15 protein-coding genes and 1 pseudogene are annotated in these 14967 nt (G+C 69.8%); 13 read left to right on the forward strand and 3 right to left on the reverse strand.

Annotation, left to right across the window (positions count from 1 at the left end):
* Positions 1-53: 53 nt before the first annotated feature.
* A pseudogene (locus FMP39_RS37775) lies at positions 54-902 on the forward strand (peptidylprolyl isomerase); the annotation flags it as partial.
* A 9-nt stretch (positions 903-911) separates the two neighbouring features.
* On the opposite strand, the gene FMP39_RS04345 reads toward FMP39_RS37775, so the two are convergent.
* Positions 912-2027, reverse strand: coding sequence for an HD domain-containing phosphohydrolase (locus FMP39_RS04345; protein WP_141588742.1), 1116 nt, complete (start codon positions 2025-2027; stop codon positions 912-914).
* Positions 2028-2264: 237 nt separating this feature from the next.
* Between FMP39_RS04345 and FMP39_RS04350 the strand changes: the two genes are divergently transcribed.
* The 4 genes from FMP39_RS04350 to FMP39_RS04365 all read left to right on the forward strand — a co-directional run bounded on the left by FMP39_RS04350 (position 2265) and on the right by FMP39_RS04365 (position 6414).
* A complete protein-coding gene (locus FMP39_RS04350) occupies positions 2265-3266 on the forward strand; it encodes a dihydrodipicolinate reductase (RefSeq protein WP_141588743.1) in 1002 nt (333 codons plus the stop codon).
* A gap of 14 nt (positions 3267-3280) precedes the next feature.
* Positions 3281-3730 (forward strand): MaoC family dehydratase N-terminal domain-containing protein, encoded by a 450-nt coding sequence (locus FMP39_RS04355; protein ID WP_002636736.1) that lies wholly within the window; start codon positions 3281-3283, stop codon positions 3728-3730.
* On the forward strand, positions 3730-4401 hold the full coding sequence (locus tag FMP39_RS04360; RefSeq protein WP_141588744.1) for a MaoC family dehydratase: 672 nt from the start codon (positions 3730-3732) through the stop codon (positions 4399-4401). The genes FMP39_RS04355 and FMP39_RS04360 overlap by 1 nt, the downstream gene beginning before the upstream one ends.
* A 168-nt stretch (positions 4402-4569) precedes the next feature.
* Positions 4570-6414, forward strand: a complete 1845-nt coding sequence (locus tag FMP39_RS04365) for an acyl-CoA dehydrogenase (RefSeq protein ID WP_090494308.1) — start codon at positions 4570-4572, stop codon at positions 6412-6414.
* A 98-nt stretch (positions 6415-6512) separates the two neighbouring features.
* Here the strand turns inward: FMP39_RS04365 and FMP39_RS04370 are convergent, their stop codons facing one another.
* Complete coding sequence (locus FMP39_RS04370) at positions 6513-6965, reverse strand: biopolymer transporter ExbD (RefSeq protein ID WP_011554662.1); 453 nt, start codon at positions 6963-6965, stop codon at positions 6513-6515.
* Between the two features lie 18 nt (positions 6966-6983).
* Positions 6984-7706 (reverse strand): MotA/TolQ/ExbB proton channel family protein, encoded by a 723-nt coding sequence (locus FMP39_RS04375; RefSeq protein WP_141588745.1) that lies wholly within the window; start codon positions 7704-7706, stop codon positions 6984-6986.
* Positions 7707-7749: 43 nt separating this feature from the next.
* On the opposite strand from FMP39_RS04375, the gene FMP39_RS04380 reads away from it, so the two are divergent.
* The 8 genes from FMP39_RS04380 (at position 7750) to FMP39_RS04415 (ending at position 14955) form a co-directional block, all read left to right on the forward strand.
* Positions 7750-8586 carry a DUF4292 domain-containing protein gene (locus FMP39_RS04380; RefSeq protein ID WP_140864272.1) on the forward strand — a complete coding sequence of 279 codons (837 nt, stop codon included), beginning with the start codon at positions 7750-7752 and terminating at the stop codon, positions 8584-8586.
* Positions 8587-8647: 61 nt separating this feature from the next.
* A complete protein-coding gene (locus tag FMP39_RS04385) occupies positions 8648-9403 on the forward strand; it encodes a general secretion pathway protein GspE (protein WP_141588746.1) in 756 nt (251 codons plus the stop codon).
* 6 nt (positions 9404-9409) lie between these two features.
* Positions 9410-10426: a general secretion pathway protein GspE gene (locus FMP39_RS04390; protein WP_141588747.1), complete on the forward strand. Its 1017-nt coding sequence runs from the start codon at positions 9410-9412 to the stop codon at positions 10424-10426.
* Positions 10423-11442: an ABC transporter ATP-binding protein gene (locus tag FMP39_RS04395; protein ID WP_141588748.1), complete on the forward strand. Its 1020-nt coding sequence runs from the start codon at positions 10423-10425 to the stop codon at positions 11440-11442. Before FMP39_RS04390 ends, FMP39_RS04395 begins: the two co-directional genes overlap by 4 nt.
* Positions 11439-12491: an ABC transporter ATP-binding protein gene (locus FMP39_RS04400; RefSeq protein WP_194858234.1), complete on the forward strand. Its 1053-nt coding sequence runs from the start codon at positions 11439-11441 to the stop codon at positions 12489-12491. The genes FMP39_RS04395 and FMP39_RS04400 overlap by 4 nt, the downstream gene beginning before the upstream one ends.
* Positions 12460-12867 carry a DUF2085 domain-containing protein gene (locus tag FMP39_RS04405; protein ID WP_141588750.1) on the forward strand — a complete coding sequence of 136 codons (408 nt, stop codon included), beginning with the start codon at positions 12460-12462 and terminating at the stop codon, positions 12865-12867. The genes FMP39_RS04400 and FMP39_RS04405 overlap by 32 nt, the downstream gene beginning before the upstream one ends.
* 82 nt (positions 12868-12949) lie before the next feature.
* Positions 12950-13582, forward strand: a complete 633-nt coding sequence (locus tag FMP39_RS04410) for an RNA polymerase sigma factor (protein ID WP_194858235.1) — start codon at positions 12950-12952, stop codon at positions 13580-13582.
* A complete protein-coding gene (locus tag FMP39_RS04415) occupies positions 13579-14955 on the forward strand; it encodes an anti-sigma factor (protein ID WP_141588752.1) in 1377 nt (458 codons plus the stop codon). The genes FMP39_RS04410 and FMP39_RS04415 overlap by 4 nt, the downstream gene beginning before the upstream one ends.
* Positions 14956-14967 lie beyond the last annotated feature (12 nt).

Genomic DNA, 14967 nt, shown 5'->3' on the forward strand with positions numbered 1-14967 from the left:
ATCTACACGCGTAAGATCGTCGGCAGCGTCAGACGTGTATAAGAGACAGGTACCTGCGTCACCCCGAGGCGCGCGTGCGCCTGACGGCGCTGGAAGCCGTGTCCGCGCGGCCTGTGCCCGAGGCGGCGGCGCCGGTGCGTGAGCTCATCGAAGGCGAGGATGACGTGGTTGCGGGCGCGGCGGCGGCGACCGCGGGTGTGCTCAAGGATGCGGCCGCGCTACCCGCCGTGGAGGCGCTGGCGGCACGTGTGCCGCAGACGCCGGGAGACCTGGCCGAGCCGGTGGCGGGCGCGCTGGTGGCGCTGCAGGGCCCGGCCGCCGAGCCCCGACTGCGTGAATGGCTGATGCACCCGCACGCCAACGTGCGGCGCGTGGCGGCGCAGGCCCTCACGCAGTTGACGGGGCAGCGGGTGCGCTCGGCGCGCGTGGAGCTGCCCGCGAACACCTTCCGGCCTGTGGCCGCCCCGGCGCGCGCGGGGCTCGTGCTGCGCACCGACAAGGGGGACATCACTGTGCGGTTGGACGTGGACGAGGCGCCCCTCACGTCGGGCAACCTCCACGCGCTGGCGCGCAAGGGCTATTTCAACGGCGTCACCTTCCACCGCGTGGTGCCGGACTTCGTCGCGCAGGGTGGAGACCCGCGCGGAGACGGTGAGGGCGGGCCGGGGTACTCCCTCCGCTGCGAGATGACGCGTCGGCCCTACGGCCGAGGCACCCTGGGCATGGCCCTGGCCGGGAAGGACACCGGCGGCAGCCAGTTCTTCTTCACCCACGCCCCGCAGCCGCACCTGGATGGCCGCTACACGGCCTTTGGCGAGGTGGTGTCCGGCATGGACGTGGTCGACGCCCTCCTGGAAGGGGACGTCATCCGCGAAGTGCGCGCGGTGGAGCTGGCGCCCTGAAGTGTTGACTCAGGCGCCGCTGGCACGGGCCAGCGGCGCGGGAGGACCGAGCGGGTCGCTGTTCCAGCGCTCGTTCTCCGCTGCTTCCAAGGCCTCGACTTCCTGGCGGATGCGCTGCCACTCCGTCTCCGGAATGCCGAGGAAGGCCTCCGCCAGCGCCGGGTCGAACTGGGTGCCCGCGCAGCGGCGGATTTCATCCCGCGCCACGCTCATGGGCCGGCCCTTGCGGTAGGGCCGGTCGGACGTAATCGCGTCCACCGTGTCCGCGAGGCAGAAGATGCGCGCGCCCAGGACGATGTCCTCGCCCGCCAGGTTCTGCGGGTAGCCCTTGCCGTCCCAGCGCTCCTGGTGCTGGAGCACGATGAGCGCCGCTTCGTGCAGGTAGGGCATCTTCGCCAGCATCCGGTAGCCGAACTCCGGGTGCTTGCGCATCTCCACCCATTCCTCCGGCGTGAGCGGACCGGGCTTGAGCAGGATGGAGTCGCGCACGCCAATCTTCCCGATGTCGTGCAGCAGCGCGCCTTGCTCCACCACGTCCAGCGCGCCGCCCGTCATCCCCACCTCCTGGGCCAGCCGGCGGGAGTAGAGCGACACGCGGCGCGAGTGCCACTGCGTCTCCGTATCGCGGTAGTCCAGGGCGCTGATGAGTCCGTCGAGCAGCCCCGCGGTGCGCTCCACCACCCGCCGCTCCAGGTCGCGGTTGATGGCCACCAGCTCCGCGTTCTTCTCCGCGACCTCGCGCGACAGCCGCTCGTTGGCGTCCACCAGGCGGTAGTGCGCGAAGGCCTGCCGGACGCTGCTCGTCAAATCGCTGAGTGACCAGGGCTTGCCCAGCAGCCGGAAGACCTCGCCGCGGTTGACCGCTTCGGAGGCGGTGCGGAAGTCCGCCGCCGCCGTCAGCATCAGCCGCACCGCCTTGGGGTTCTTCTCCCGAAGGGCGCCGAGCAGTTCGATGCCGTTGAGGTACGGCATCATGAAGTCCGTCAGCACGACCTGGAAGCCGACCTCCCGGGCGGCCACCGCCGGGTCGCTGTGGGTGACGACGTCGTACCCCTCTGCCTGGAGGATGCGTGACAGGGCGGCCAGGATGAGGACGTCGTCGTCCACGACGAGGATGCGATCCATGCCCGAGGTGCCTCCAGGACAGCGTGCTTGTACAGCTTTATACACGCCGCTACGCGCCCCCAAAAGACCCCCCAGGCCGGTGATGGGCTTCTAAGCCATGGAAATCCTTGGAGGTTCTGCCATTCAGGAAGAGAGGCAGAACCACGTCACGCTTGCCTGGTCGCCAAGGTGTGATTTATGGTGCGCTGCAACGCTGGACTGTATCGCTAACCCCTTGGAATCGTGGAGCAATCTCCGATGGCAAAAGCCCCGGAAGGGCCCGTGCCGGTGGTGGTGATGGGGCTGGGGTTCATCGGTCAGGAAATTGCCCGGGCTGCGATGTCTTCACCTGAGGTGGAGCTCATCGGGGCCGTGGACGTGCAATCCGGCCTGGTGGGCCGCCCCTTGGGTGATGTCCTGGGAGGTCCCGCCCCTCGTGTGAAGGTCTCCGCCTCGCTGGCGCAGGCCGTGGGCAAGCGCAAGGGCGTGGTGGTGCTGCATGCCACCGGCTCGCGGCTGCCCAAGGTGTTCGACCAGGTGATGGAGGCGGTGAAGCTGGGACTGCCCGTGGCCAGCACCTGTGAGGAGCTGGCCTTCCCGTACCTGAAGTACCCGGAGCTGGCGGACGAACTGGACCAGGCGGCGCAGAAGGCGGGCGTCGCCGTGGTGGGGACCGGCGTCAATCCGGGCTTCGTGCTGGACCGGCTGGTGGCGGTTGCCGGACAGGTGTGCGGTCCGGTCCGTCGTGCCACCGTCACCCGCGTGGTGGATGCGCGGACGCGCCGCCCGGCCTTGCAGCGGATTGTGGGCGCGGGGCTGACGGAGGAGGAGTTCTTCGAGCTGGTGGACAGTGAGCAACTGGGCCACGTTGGCCTTGTTGAGTCCGCGGCGCTCGCGGCCCTCGGCCTGGGGCTGGATTGCGACGACTTCGAAGAAGAAGTAGCCCCCGTGTTCGCCGAGGAGGACATCTCCGGCGGCGCGTTTCCCGTCAGGAAGGGAAGGGTGGCTGGCATGTTCCAGTCCGTGGTGGGGTTGGAGGACGGACAGGAGCGGGTGCGGCTGGAGTTGACCCTCGCGGTGGGGGCGGATGACCCCAAGGACCGTATCGAAATCGACGCTGACCCGAAGCTGGTGTTGGAAATCCCGGGGGGAGTGGCGGGCGACCGGGCCACCGCGAATGCGCTGGTGAATGCCGCGCCACGCTTGACGGCCGCCGAAGCTGGGCTCCTCACGGTGCTCGAGCTTCCGGCCGGACGCTAGAGTCAGGAGAGGAAATGCTGGACAAGAACGCGATCGGTCGCGCCTCGCCGCCGACGCTGAACGAGGTCGAAAAGGGCGCCATCCGTCGTTTCGCGGAGGCCATCGGGGACTACAACCCCATCTACTACGATGAGGAGTACGCCCGGGCGTCGGGCTACCCCACCATCATCGCGCCCCCCACGTTCCCCGCGTCTTTCCACTCGGCGGCGGACCTGCGGGAGCTGCTGGGCGTGGGCATCAAGAGCCTGCTCCACGCGGAGCAGGGCTTCGACTACGAGCGGCCCATCTTCGCCGGGGACCGCATCTACGTCTCCACGCGCGTCTCCGACGTCTTCGAGCGGCCGGGCATGTCCGGGAAGATGGACATCGCGGTCATCGAGGACGAAGGCCGTGACGAGGAAGGCAACCTCGTGTTCCGCGCCCGCCGGACGCTGGTGGTCCGCGCCGCCAAGGAGACCCCGTGATGCCCGCGCGCAAGTTGTACTTCGAAGCCATCCGCGTCGGGGACGAGCTGCCCGCGTTGGCCAAGGCGCCCGTCGACCGCGTCCAGCTGGCGCGCTACGCCGGGGCGTCCGGAGACTTCAACCCGGTCCACGTGGACGAGCTCTACGCCAAGAGCGTGGGCATGCCGAGCGTCTACGCGCCCGGCATGCTCGTCATGGGCATGCTCGGCCAGCTCATCAGTGACTGGGCCCGGGGCGGGCAGATGCGGCGCTACAACGTGCGCTTCATCAAGATGGTGTGGCCGGGTGACACCGTCGTCTGCAAGGGCCGCGTGAGCGACCGGCACGGCTCCGGGGGCCGCTACTTCGTCGAAATCGACCTCTGGGCGGAGAACCAGAAGGGCGAACTGCTGATGAAGGGCTCCTCGCAGATCCAGCTCTTCTATTCGCTGGAGGACGAGAACCGGCAGCGCTCCGGCCAGTCCCCCATCGTGGTGGAGGTGCCTCGGGAGAGCCTGAGCAGCGCCAACGCCGCCGCGCCTGCCTCCGCCACCAGCGCCTCCGCTTCCAGCGAGGAGGGCGACGAGGCGGACGAGCGCCGCGAGGGCGTCACCTCCAAGAAGACGGTTCCCAGGGAAAAGCCGGCGGCCAAGACAGCCACGCTTCCCTCCGCCAAGAAGGCGAAGAAGTAGGCAGGCGCACCGCGCCTCGAGGGGCGGTTCTGACCGCCCCTCAACGCGAGGTGTCATTCGGGGTTGACTCAAAAATCAGTCGCCGCCACACTTCCTGCGTCTCAACGCGCCGCTGACCTCATCCTTTTTCACTGAGGGCGGGCAGCGAGCCGTCACGCAGGAGTGGCCATGTCCGCCGGGATCAACACCTACAAGACCGACCTTCGAGAGATCTTCTTCACGCTGTTCGAGCAGTTCGGCTTCGGCCAGGTGGCCGGCCAGGCGCCGTTCGATGCCTGGGGTCCGGACGAAGCGAAGGCGGTGCTGTCGGAGACGTATCGCTTCGCGCGCGAGGTGCTCGGGCCCCTCAACTCGGTGGGTGACCGGGAGGGCTGCCGGGTGGAGAACGGCGCCGTCTTCACGCCGACGGGCTTCAAGGACGCGTGGAAGAAGCTCTACGAGCAGGGCTTCAAGACGGTGGGCGTGAGCCCGGAGCACGGCGGCCAGGGCTCGCCGATGATGCTCCAGGTGACGGTGGAGGAGCTGCTGTCGGGCGCCAACTCGGCGTTCAACATGTACCCCGGTCTGGCCTTCGGCGCGGCGGAAGTTGTCGCGGAGTGTGGCACGCCCGCGCAGCAGAAACAGTTCGTGGAGCGCATGCTCAACGGCACGTGGGGCGGCACCATGTGCCTCACCGAGCCGCACGCCGGCTCGGACGTGGGCGCGGCCAAGTCGACGGCCCGCCGCAACGGCGACGGCACCTACAACATCCGCGGGACGAAGATCTTCATCTCCGGCGGCGACCACGACATGGCGGAGAACATCATCCACCTCGTGCTCGCGCGCATCGACGGCGCGTCGCCGGGCACCAAGGGCCTGTCGCTGTTCATCGTCCCCAAGCTGCGCATCAACGCGGACGGTAGCTCGGGCCAGCCCAACGACGTGGGCGTGGGCTCCATCGAGCACAAGATGGGCATCAACGGCTCGGCCACCTGTGTCATCAACTTTGGTGAGAACGACAACTGTGTCGGCGAGCTCGTGGGCACCGTCGAGCACGTCGGCATGAGCCAGATGTTCAAGATGATGAACGGCGCGCGCATCGCCGTGGGCATCCAGGGCATCGGTCTGGCGTCCGCCGCGTACTACAACGCGCTGGACTACGCGAAGGACCGCAAGCAGGGCTCCCACTTCACCAAGTGGAAGGACCCCACCGCGCCCCGCGCCGCCATCATCGAGCACCCGGACGTCCGCCGCATGCTGCTGGACATCAAGGCGCACGTGGAGGGCATCCGCTCGCTGATCATCAAGCTGGCCATGCACCTGGACAAGGCGCGCCAGCTGGCCGGCAAGGACGACGACGCGGCCACCTACCACAAGGGCCAGGTGGAGCTGCTCACCCCGCTGGTGAAGGCCTACAGCTCCGAGCAGGCGTTCCGCCTGTGCGCGCAGGCCATCCAGATCTACGGCGGCGCCGGCTACATCCAGGACTACCCGGTGGAGCAGTACACCCGCGACTCGAAGATCTTCTCCATCTACGAGGGCACCACCCACATCCAGGCCATGGACCTGGTGGGCCGGAAGATGGGCCAGGCGGGCGGCATGCACTTCCAGCAGTTCATGGGCGACGTGGGCTCCTTCATCGAGGCCCACCGCGAGCACGCCGTCTACGGCGAGGCCGTGAAGTCCCTGGCCGCGGCGCAGGAGGCCCTGATGGCCAGCGCCATGGTGGTGTTCGGCTGGTCGCAGGACGGCAGCAAGTTCCCGCTGATTCCGCTGTCCGCCAACCGCTTCCTCAACATGATGTCCGAGGTCGCCGTGGGCTGGCTGCTGCTGGACGCGGCGCTCATCGCGGAGAAGGCGAAGGCCTCCGTCTCCGCGGACCACCCGGACCACGCCTTCTACGAGGGCAAGAAGTACAGCGCCCTCTGGTACGCGCGGAACGTGCTGCCCAACGTGGAGCAGGCGGCGAAGATGCTCACCATGGAGGACACCTCGCCCATGGACATCTCGGACGCCGCCTTCGCGTCCGTCTGAGTCCGCGCCCCGCTGAAATGCGGGGCGCCTGAAGCATCAAAGGCCACCCGGGCGCGCTGCCCTGGGTGGCCTTGGTGTTTCCAGCGGGGAGGTGTTGCCTATTCGCCTTCGCGCACGCCGATGGCCAGCTGCGCGAGCCCGGCCTTCTTGGCCAGCTCCATCACCTGCACCACGGTGCCGTGGGGCACGCCCTCGTCGGCCTGGACGATGACCACCGTCTCTTCGTCCTTCTGCCTGGCGTCATCGAAGGCCTGCTGCAGCTCGTCCTGGGAGACGACGTTGCCGGCCAGCATGAAGCGCCCGTCCGCGAGCACCGCCACCGACAGGTCCGTGGTGCGCGCGGTGACGTCCGCGGCGCCGCCCTTGGGCAGGTTCACCTTGAGGCCGGCCTTGGCGCCGCCGCCCGGCCCCTGCTGCACGATGACGGAGCTGGTCACCATGAAGATGATGAGCAGCACCAGGAAGATGTCGGTGAGCGGGGTGATGTTGATTTCAGCGAAGACGCCATCCTCGGAGCCGTCGTCGCTGCCCGGAGTCTTTCCCATGCCCATGGTGCGTTCTCCTCCGGCCTAGGCGGGCTGGGCGTCCGTGCGCGTGGCGGGGGCGGCCTGCGGTTCGGGAGGCATGGGCTCGGACGGCGGCAGGCCGGCGGCCCGCTCCTTGAGCAGCTCGACGAACTCATCGCCAATCAGGCGCAGCTCCACCAGCACGCGGGACAGGCGGGCCTGGAAGTAGTTGTAGAAGACCATCGCCTGCACGGCGACCAGGATGCCCACCGCGGTGGCGACCAGGGCCTCGGAGATACCTGTCATCACCGCCACGCTGCCGCCCGTGCCGCCCGCTTCCACGTCCAGGCCCAGGTCCTTGAAGGAGCGCATGATGCCGGCCACGGTGCCGAAGAGGCCCACGAAGGGTGTAATCGAGCCGATGGTGGCCAGGATCCACAGGTAGCGGCGCAGCTTGAGGGCCACCTGGGCGCGCTCGCGCTCCACCGCGGCCTCGATGCCAGCGCCCCCAGCGGTGCGGCTGCGCTCCATCCGGTCGAACCCGGCCAGGAAGATGTCGGCGGCCACCGCGTCGGAGCGCTCGGCGGCGGTGCGGGCCGCGGCGACGTCCCCGCGCAGCAGGTGTTTGTTCACTGTCTCACCCAAGGCGCGTGAACGCTCGCCCACGCCCCAGAGCGCGATGATGCGCTCGACGGCGACAATCAGCGCCGCGACCGAGGCGAAGATGAGCATGGCGAGGGTGACGCCACCCAGGCGGAGGTAATGGAGGATGTCGTTCAGGCTCATTGGTGGGTGACCGGGCAGGGCGGCTTGGCCCAGACTAGGACATATGAACCGCGCAGCCGTCGCAATCTTCCTGGTAGTGCTCTGTTCTGGCTGTCCCAAGCGAATCGAGTTCGGCCCTGAAGGCGAGCTCACGGATGCGGACACCGTCTATCAGCGCGTCGTGAAGAACCAGGAGAACGTCGTCACGCTGGAGGGGGACGCGAAGCTGCGCGCCGAGCTGCCCGACCAGAGCGGCACGCTGAGCATGTTCATCGCCGTCACCCGGCCGGCCATGCTGCACCTGGAGACGTTCGACTTCTTCAACAGGCCGCTCGCCTCCCTGGTGTCCGACGGACAGCGCTTCGGGCTGTATCAGGCGGATACGAACACCTGGTACCAGGGCCCCGCCAGCCCCGCCAACGTGTCCCGCTTCCTGCCGGTCATGCTGCCGGGCGAGGAGCTGGTGCCCATCATGCTCGGGCAGGTGCCGCTCATCCCCCCGGAGCGGATGACGCTGGAGCTGGACCGCAAGAAGGGCGTCTACGTGCTGACGCTCCACCGGGGCCCGGCGACGCAGGTGCTCGACGTCCACACCAAGTACCTGCGCATCATGAAGAGTCAGGTGCGGGGCATCCCGGGGTACGACCTGGGCTTCGAGGATTTCCTGGAGCAGGGCGGGCTCATCTTCCCGGGCCGGGTGTCGCTGGAGGCGAAGCAGGCGAAGACGAAGCTCCAGGTCCGCTACCAGCAGATCAAACTCAACGCGCGACCGGACCTCACACTCTACGAGTTGGTCCCCCCCGAGGGAGCCCGGGTGGTGGAGGTGGATGAGGCCGGCCGGGAGCTGCCCGCCGGGGCGCCCGCCTCCGGGTCGTCCGCGCCCCTGGCACCGGGTTCCTGACCGAGCAGGCGCGGAAGAAGGGGCGCACGCTGCCGAGACAGTCTAGAGTGCGCGCCACGACATGGCACAGATCAAGCTTGGCGAATTGCTGATCAAGGCGAACGTGCTTCAGGAGAGCCAGCTGAAGGCCGCGCTCGCCGAACAGGCGAAGTGGGGCGGCAAGCTGGGCGAAATCCTGGTCAGGATGAGCCTCGTCTCCGAGGACATCCTGGTGCGCGCCCTGTCCAAGCAACTGGGAATGCCGGCGGTGAACCTGGATGCGGTGCAGATGGTGCAGCCGCACGTGAAGGCGAAGATTCCGGCCCAGACGGCGCGGGACTTCTCCGTGCTGCCGCTGCAGGTGCGGGATGACGGCAAGTCGCTGGTGGTGGCGATGTCGGATCCGCTCAACGTGCGCATGCTGGACGAACTGCGCGCCATCACCAAGTGCCGCATCATCCCCAACGTGGCGGGCCGGACCTCCATTGCCCGGGCCTTCGCGCGCATCTACGAGCAGAACCACGAGCTGGAGGACGCGGACACCAACTTCAAGGTGGTGGACGCCCAGGGCCGCACGGTGGTGAAGAACCTCAAGGACCTGGACCCGGCGGCCGTGGCGACCTCGCCGCGCGCCGGTCCGGCCTCGGCCCGTCCCGCCCCTGCGCCCGAGGCTCCCGCCGCCCGTCCCGCGGCGGCCTCCGGCAGCCCGGCGGAGCTGCTTCGCAGCGTGGAAGAAGTGCAGCGCAAGGAAGTCGCCGCCCTCAAGGCGATGGTGGAGTTGCTCATCGAGAAGGGCGTGTTCAGCCGCGAGGAGTACCTCGCGAAGGTCAAGCGGTAGTCCCCCATGCGCAAGAAGATTGGTGAGCTGCTCGTCGAGGCCGGCGTCGTGACGGAGGAGCAGGTCCGCGCGGCATTGGGACGTCGGGGCGCCTTCGGCAGTCAGCGCCTGGGTGAGGTGCTGGTGGCGCAGGGGCTGTGCACGCCCACGCACATCGCACAGGCCCTGTCCGCCCAGCACGCGCTTCCCTTCGTGGCGCTGCCGGAGGAGATTCCGGCGAACGTCGTGAGTCTGGTGTCCTTGGACTTCCAGTCCGAGCACCGCATCGTGCCGTTCCGGATGGAAGTCGAAGGCCGCAGCGAGCGCATCCTCGTCGCGGTGGATGACCCGGCGGACGTGACGCTCGTGGACGAGCTGCGCTTCCAGCTCCGCAAGCAGATGCGCGTCTTCGTGGCGGCTTCGGACGACCTGGACGCCGCGCTGGCGCGGGCCCGGGGCGAGCCGCTGGACATCGTGGAAGCCGTGGCCCTGGAGGACGAGGACGGTGCGCCGCTTCCGCCCGTGGCCGCTGGCGCGCCGCTCGAATGGGATTTCCCGGAGGCTCCGAAGCCCGTGCCCAAGTCCGTACCGCCGTCTCCGCCCCCCGCTGCGCGTCCCCCCTCGCTCCGAGGCTCGGCTTCGCCCCCGCCGCCGCCGCCGGAAGCCACCGACGGCGACGCCGGCGCGGACGCGCTGGATGACCTGCTGGGCCGGAAGGCCTCGCCCCCGGTGCGGCCCCCGCCGCCTCCGCCTCCCGACGCGGAGGGAGACGGAGCGGAGGGCCGGCCGCGCGTGCCGGTGGTGATGTTCGGAGGGGCGGCGCAGGGCTCGCGTCCGTCGGTGCCGCTCACGCCCACGCCTCAGTTCTCCGACGAGGACCTGGCCATCCTGGACGACATCGAGCGCATCTCCCGCGGCGAGGATGCCTCGCTGGATACGGAGAAGGTGAAGCCGGCCCGCATGGTGGCCAGCCTCATTCGCCTGCTCATCCGCAAGGGCGTCATCCAGGAAGGGGAGTTCCTGGAGGAGCTGGCCCAGAAGTGACCGCCGCCGTGACGCCCGCGGGCCAGGAGCTGTTGCTCGACGTCCGAGGGCTGACCACGGAGCTGGCGCTGGAGGCAGGGCCGGCGCGCGCGGTGGACGACGTGTCCTTCGCGCTGCCCCCCGGTGGAACGCTGGGCGTGGTGGGGGAGAGCGGGTGTGGCAAGAGCCTCACGGCGCTGTCCTTGCTGCGGCTGGCGCCCGAGCCGCCGGTGCGCGTGGTGGGCGGAGAGGTTCGCTTCCAGGGCCGGGACTTGCTGACGCTGCCGGAGGCCGAGCTGCGCCGGGTGCGCGGCCGTCACGCGGCGATGATCTTCCAGGAGCCAATGACGTCGCTCAACCCGGTGTTCACCGTGGGCGAGCAGATTGCCGAGGGCGTCCGGCTGCACCTGGGCGCTTCGCGCGCGCATGCCCGGGACAAGGCCGTGGAGATGCTGCGGCAGGTGGGCATCCCCGCGCCGGCCGAGCGCGTGGACGCGTATCCACACCAGCTCTCCGGAGGCATGCGGCAGCGGGTGATGATGGCCATGGCGCTGGCGTGTGACCCGGCCTTGCTCATCGCGGACGAGCCCACCACCGCGCTGGACGTCACCATCCAGGCGCAGATTCTGGACCTGCTCGCGCGGCTTCAGGCCGAGCGGGGCATGGCGGTGCTGCTGATTACGCACGACCTGGGCGTGGTGGCGGAGAGCTGCGACGCGGTGGTCGTGATGTACGCGGGCCGGGTGGTGGAGCGCGCCCCGGTACGAGCGCTGTTTTCCCAGCCCGCGCACCCGTACACCGCGGGCCTGCTGCGCTCGATTCCATCCAGGCGTGACGTGGGCGGCGCTCAATCCTCCCGGGCGCGGCTGCGAGCCATTCCTGGCAGGGTGCCACCGCTGCGGCAGTTGCCTGCCGGCTGTGTGTTCCGGGAGCGCTGTGAGCGCGCGCTGGACGTCTGTGCGCACGAGAAGCCCGCGCTGACCTCGCCGCGAGAAGGGCAGTGGGCGGCCTGTCACAACCCGGTGCCCGCGCCATGAACTCCACGCCGCTGCTCCAGGTCCGCGACCTCCAGGTGCACTTCCCGGTGCGAGGCGGCGTGCTCGGCCGGGTGCGTGGCGTGGTGAAGGCCGTGGACGGCGTGGGGTTCGACGTCAGGCGCGGGGAGACGCTGGGGGTGGTGGGGGAGAGTGGCTGCGGGAAGAGCACCCTGGGGCGCGCGGTGCTGCGGCTGCTGGAGCCCACGGCGGGCTCCGTTCGTTTCGACGGGCAGGAACTCACCGGACTGTCCCAGCGCCAACTGCGGCCGCTGCGCCAGCGGATGCAGTTCGTCTTCCAGGACCCGTATGCCTCGCTCAATCCCCGGATGACGGTCCGGGAGATTCTGGAGGAGCCCTTCGCCATCCACGGGCTGGCCCGAGAGCCGGGGGCGCGGGAGCGCGAGGTCGCGGAGTTGGTGGACGCCATGGGGCTGCCGCGCGAGGCCCTGGCGCGTTACCCCCACGAATTCTCCGGCGGGCAGCGGCAGCGAATCGGCATCGCGCGAGCGCTGGCGCTGCGGCCCGACCTGGTGGTGGCCGACGAGCCCATCAGCGCGCTGGACGTGTCCGTGCAGGCGCAAATCGTCAACCTCCTGGTGGACCTGCAACAGGCGCGGGGCCTCACCTACGTCTTCATCGCCCACGACCTGAACATCGTCGAGTACGTGTCCACCCGGGTGGCCGTCATGTACCTGGGCCGCATCGTGGAGCTGGCCCCGGCCGCGTCGCTGTACCGTCAGCCGCGCCACCCGTACACCCAGGCGCTGCTGTCCGCGGTGCCCGTCCCGGACCCGGGCCACGCCCGGACGCGCCTGCTGGTGCCGGGCGAGCCGCCATCACCCCTGGCGCCGCCCTCCGGTTGCACCTTCCATCCGCGCTGTCCGCATGCCATGGAGCGGTGCCGGCGCGAATCGCCCCCGTCCTATGCGCTGGGCGGTGGCCACTTCGCCGCGTGTTTCCTGGCGGAGGCCGATGCGCGCGAGGCCCCGGCCGCAGCCCCTTCTGGAGGAAGTCCCGGTGTTCTGGCTCAGCCATCATCATCCGGATGAGTACAACCGCACCTACCTGTTCGGCGGCGTGCGCGTGTGCGCGCGCTGCCTGGGGACCTATCCGGTGCTGCTGGCCGTGATGGTGGGCCTGTTCGCCGTGCGCGCCCCGCTGCGGTGGGCGCTGGACGTGCCCGCCGTCCTGGCGCTCACCGTTCCCGCGCTGGCGGACTGGGCGGTGGGCCGCTTCCGGCCGGCGTCGGGGAGCAACGCGGTGCGCACCCTGACGGGTGTGCTGCTGGGGGCGGCGCTCGGCCGCTCCCTGTACGTGCACCTGCAGCAGCCACTGCCGGCGGTGCTCCTGGCGCAAGGCGCGCTCGTGACAGCGGTGGCCGTCCCTGTCATTCTCGCCACTTACCAGAGACCTCGCCAGGGATAGACCCTGGCGGCCCGTCGCACGTTCACTGTGCACGGGTGGCGGAGTGGGCCGGGTGAGGGTGGCTCCAAGGAGAGTTGGGGGAGTGTTGGGACCGGAAACCTCAGACGAGCGGCTGATGCTCGCCTTCCAGGCGGGGGACGCGCGCGCGTTCGAGGCGCTGGTGCGCAAGCACCGGACGCCGGTGTTCAACTTCATCCTCCGTTTCACGGGGCACCGGGCACGGGCGGAGGACGTGCTGCAGGAGACGTGGCTGAAGGTGGTTCGGAGCGCCGGCGACTACACGCCCAAGGCGAAGTTCACGACCTGGCTCTACACGATTGCGAGGAACCTCTGCGTGGACAGCGCGCGCAAAGAGAGCTACCGCCAGGCGTCTTCCCTGGAGGCACCCGCCCCGGGAGCGGAGCGGGAGGAGTCGCGCCCCCTGGGAGAAGGCTTGCCGGACGCGGGGGCCAGCCCGGAGCGCGGTGCCTACAACGCCCGGTTGCGTCCCCTGTTGGAGCGAGCCCTGGCGACGCTCCCGGACGAGCAGCGTGAGGTCTTCACCCTGCGCGAGTACAGCGGCATCCCCTTCAAGGACATCGCGGAGGTGACGGGAGTGTCCGAGAACACGGTGAAGAGCCGCATGCGCTACGCGCTCGACGGGCTTCGCCGCCGGCTGGCGGAGATGGGCGTCGACGGCGACCTCGCCGAGGACGGAAGGACGGTGGTGGGATGAAGCCGCAGAATCCACACGCGCAGGAGGACCGGCTGCTCGACTTCGCCTATGGCGAACTGCCGGTGTCTGAGGCCCGCCTCGTGGAAGCCCACCTGGAGAGCTGCGCCCGCTGCACCCAGGCACTGGACGACATTCGCGGGGTGCGCGCCACCATGTCCCAGTTGTCCGTGGAGCCCGCTCCGGACGCGGGGCTGGAGTCGCTGATGGCCTATGCCCAGCAGGCCGCGCGCCGCGCCGCCGCGGGTCCCGCGCCGAAGCCGTCCCGCTGGCGCCGGTGGTTGTTGCCCGTGGTGGGGCTGGCCTCCGTGAGCACCTTTGGCCTTCTGACGCTCGAGGCCCGGTCGCCCGACCTCACGCGGCCTGACTTGAGCGAGGCGAAGGTCGCGGTCGCGAAGGAGGAGCTGGTGGCTCCTCCGTCCGCCGATGGTTTCGCGCCGGCCGCGGCCGCTCCGGCCTCCGCGGCGGCGCCCGCAATGCCCGCCGAGGCGGAAGCGGCGGGTTACACCGCCCGGGAAACGGCCGCGCCGACGAAGTCGAAGGAGGCCGAGCGCTCACGGGAGCAGCGGCTGCTCGCGGAGGACTGGGCCAACGCTGGGAGTGGCGGCGGGCTCGACACGCGGATTCGGCGCGAAAGCGAGAGCAAGGCGAAGCGTGGGCCGCCCGCCGCTGCTCGCGCACCCAAGGCCGACATGCGGGCCGCGCTGGAGCCCGCGCCCATGACGCAGGATGAGGCGCCGACGTCGCTGGACGAGGAGTCCAAAGTCGCGAGCGAATCCATGGACCTGCAGACGTCGTCGGCGGACTCGGACGACGCCTTCGCTGGTCGGTTGGAGCGGCGCGTCGCGGACTCGCAGGCACCTCGGTCCGTCCCCCCGCGCGACTCGCTGCGCCTGGGAGCCAAGTCGCCAGCGGCACGGGGCGCTGCCTACGACGAGGAACTGGACGCGTCGGAATCCAAGGGCACCCTGGGAGGCGTCGCCGCCCCGGCCAAGGCCGAGCATCAGCGCCCAGTTTCGGCACCGGCCTCGAAGAAAGCCGCGCCCACCGCCGCGCCGCCACCGCCCCCCGTGGAGCGCGCCACCGTCGCGGAGCTGTCGCGCCAGGCGCGGGCGGCATTCGACGCGGGGGAGGGGGCCCGGGCGGCTGGGCTGATCCGGTCGGCCCTGGCATCGGGGGTGACTGGGCAGGAGCGTTGGACGCTTTTGAACCAGCTGTGTGAGTTTGAGTTCGCGCTGGGTAGGCGTGTCGAAGGACTCGAGGCTTGCAACCTCGTGATCCAAGAGGCGCCGGCCTCGGAGGCTGCCAGATCGGCGCGCCGGCGGGTGGCTCGCGAGTCATCGGCGAACGAGCTGCCCCCTAAACCCGCGAAATAGCGGGACAAGTTT

The organism is Myxococcus sp. AB056, assembly GCF_006547365.1.
GTDB classification, from domain to species: domain Bacteria; phylum Myxococcota; class Myxococcia; order Myxococcales; family Myxococcaceae; genus Myxococcus; species Myxococcus virescens.

What these genes read in the sequence shown, in the direction of transcription:
- FMP39_RS04345 (WP_141588742.1), bottom strand. Translation starts at nt 2,027, where the DNA reads ATGGATCGCATCCTCGTCGTGGACGACGACGTCCTCATCCTGGCCGCC.
- FMP39_RS04350 (WP_141588743.1), top strand. Translation starts at nt 2,265, where the DNA reads ATGGCAAAAGCCCCGGAAGGGCCCGTGCCGGTGGTGGTGATGGGGCTG.
- FMP39_RS04355 (WP_002636736.1), top strand. Translation starts at nt 3,281, where the DNA reads ATGCTGGACAAGAACGCGATCGGTCGCGCCTCGCCGCCGACGCTGAAC.
- FMP39_RS04360 (WP_141588744.1), top strand. Translation starts at nt 3,730, where the DNA reads ATGCCCGCGCGCAAGTTGTACTTCGAAGCCATCCGCGTCGGGGACGAG.
- FMP39_RS04365 (WP_090494308.1), top strand. Translation starts at nt 4,570, where the DNA reads ATGTCCGCCGGGATCAACACCTACAAGACCGACCTTCGAGAGATCTTC.
- FMP39_RS04370 (WP_011554662.1), bottom strand. Translation starts at nt 6,965, where the DNA reads ATGGGCATGGGAAAGACTCCGGGCAGCGACGACGGCTCCGAGGATGGC.
- FMP39_RS04375 (WP_141588745.1), bottom strand. Translation starts at nt 7,706, where the DNA reads ATGAGCCTGAACGACATCCTCCATTACCTCCGCCTGGGTGGCGTCACC.
- FMP39_RS04380 (WP_140864272.1), top strand. Translation starts at nt 7,750, where the DNA reads ATGAACCGCGCAGCCGTCGCAATCTTCCTGGTAGTGCTCTGTTCTGGC.
- FMP39_RS04385 (WP_141588746.1), top strand. Translation starts at nt 8,648, where the DNA reads ATGGCACAGATCAAGCTTGGCGAATTGCTGATCAAGGCGAACGTGCTT.
- FMP39_RS04390 (WP_141588747.1), top strand. Translation starts at nt 9,410, where the DNA reads ATGCGCAAGAAGATTGGTGAGCTGCTCGTCGAGGCCGGCGTCGTGACG.
- FMP39_RS04400 (WP_194858234.1), top strand. Translation starts at nt 11,439, where the DNA reads ATGAACTCCACGCCGCTGCTCCAGGTCCGCGACCTCCAGGTGCACTTC.
- FMP39_RS04415 (WP_141588752.1), top strand. Translation starts at nt 13,579, where the DNA reads ATGAAGCCGCAGAATCCACACGCGCAGGAGGACCGGCTGCTCGACTTC.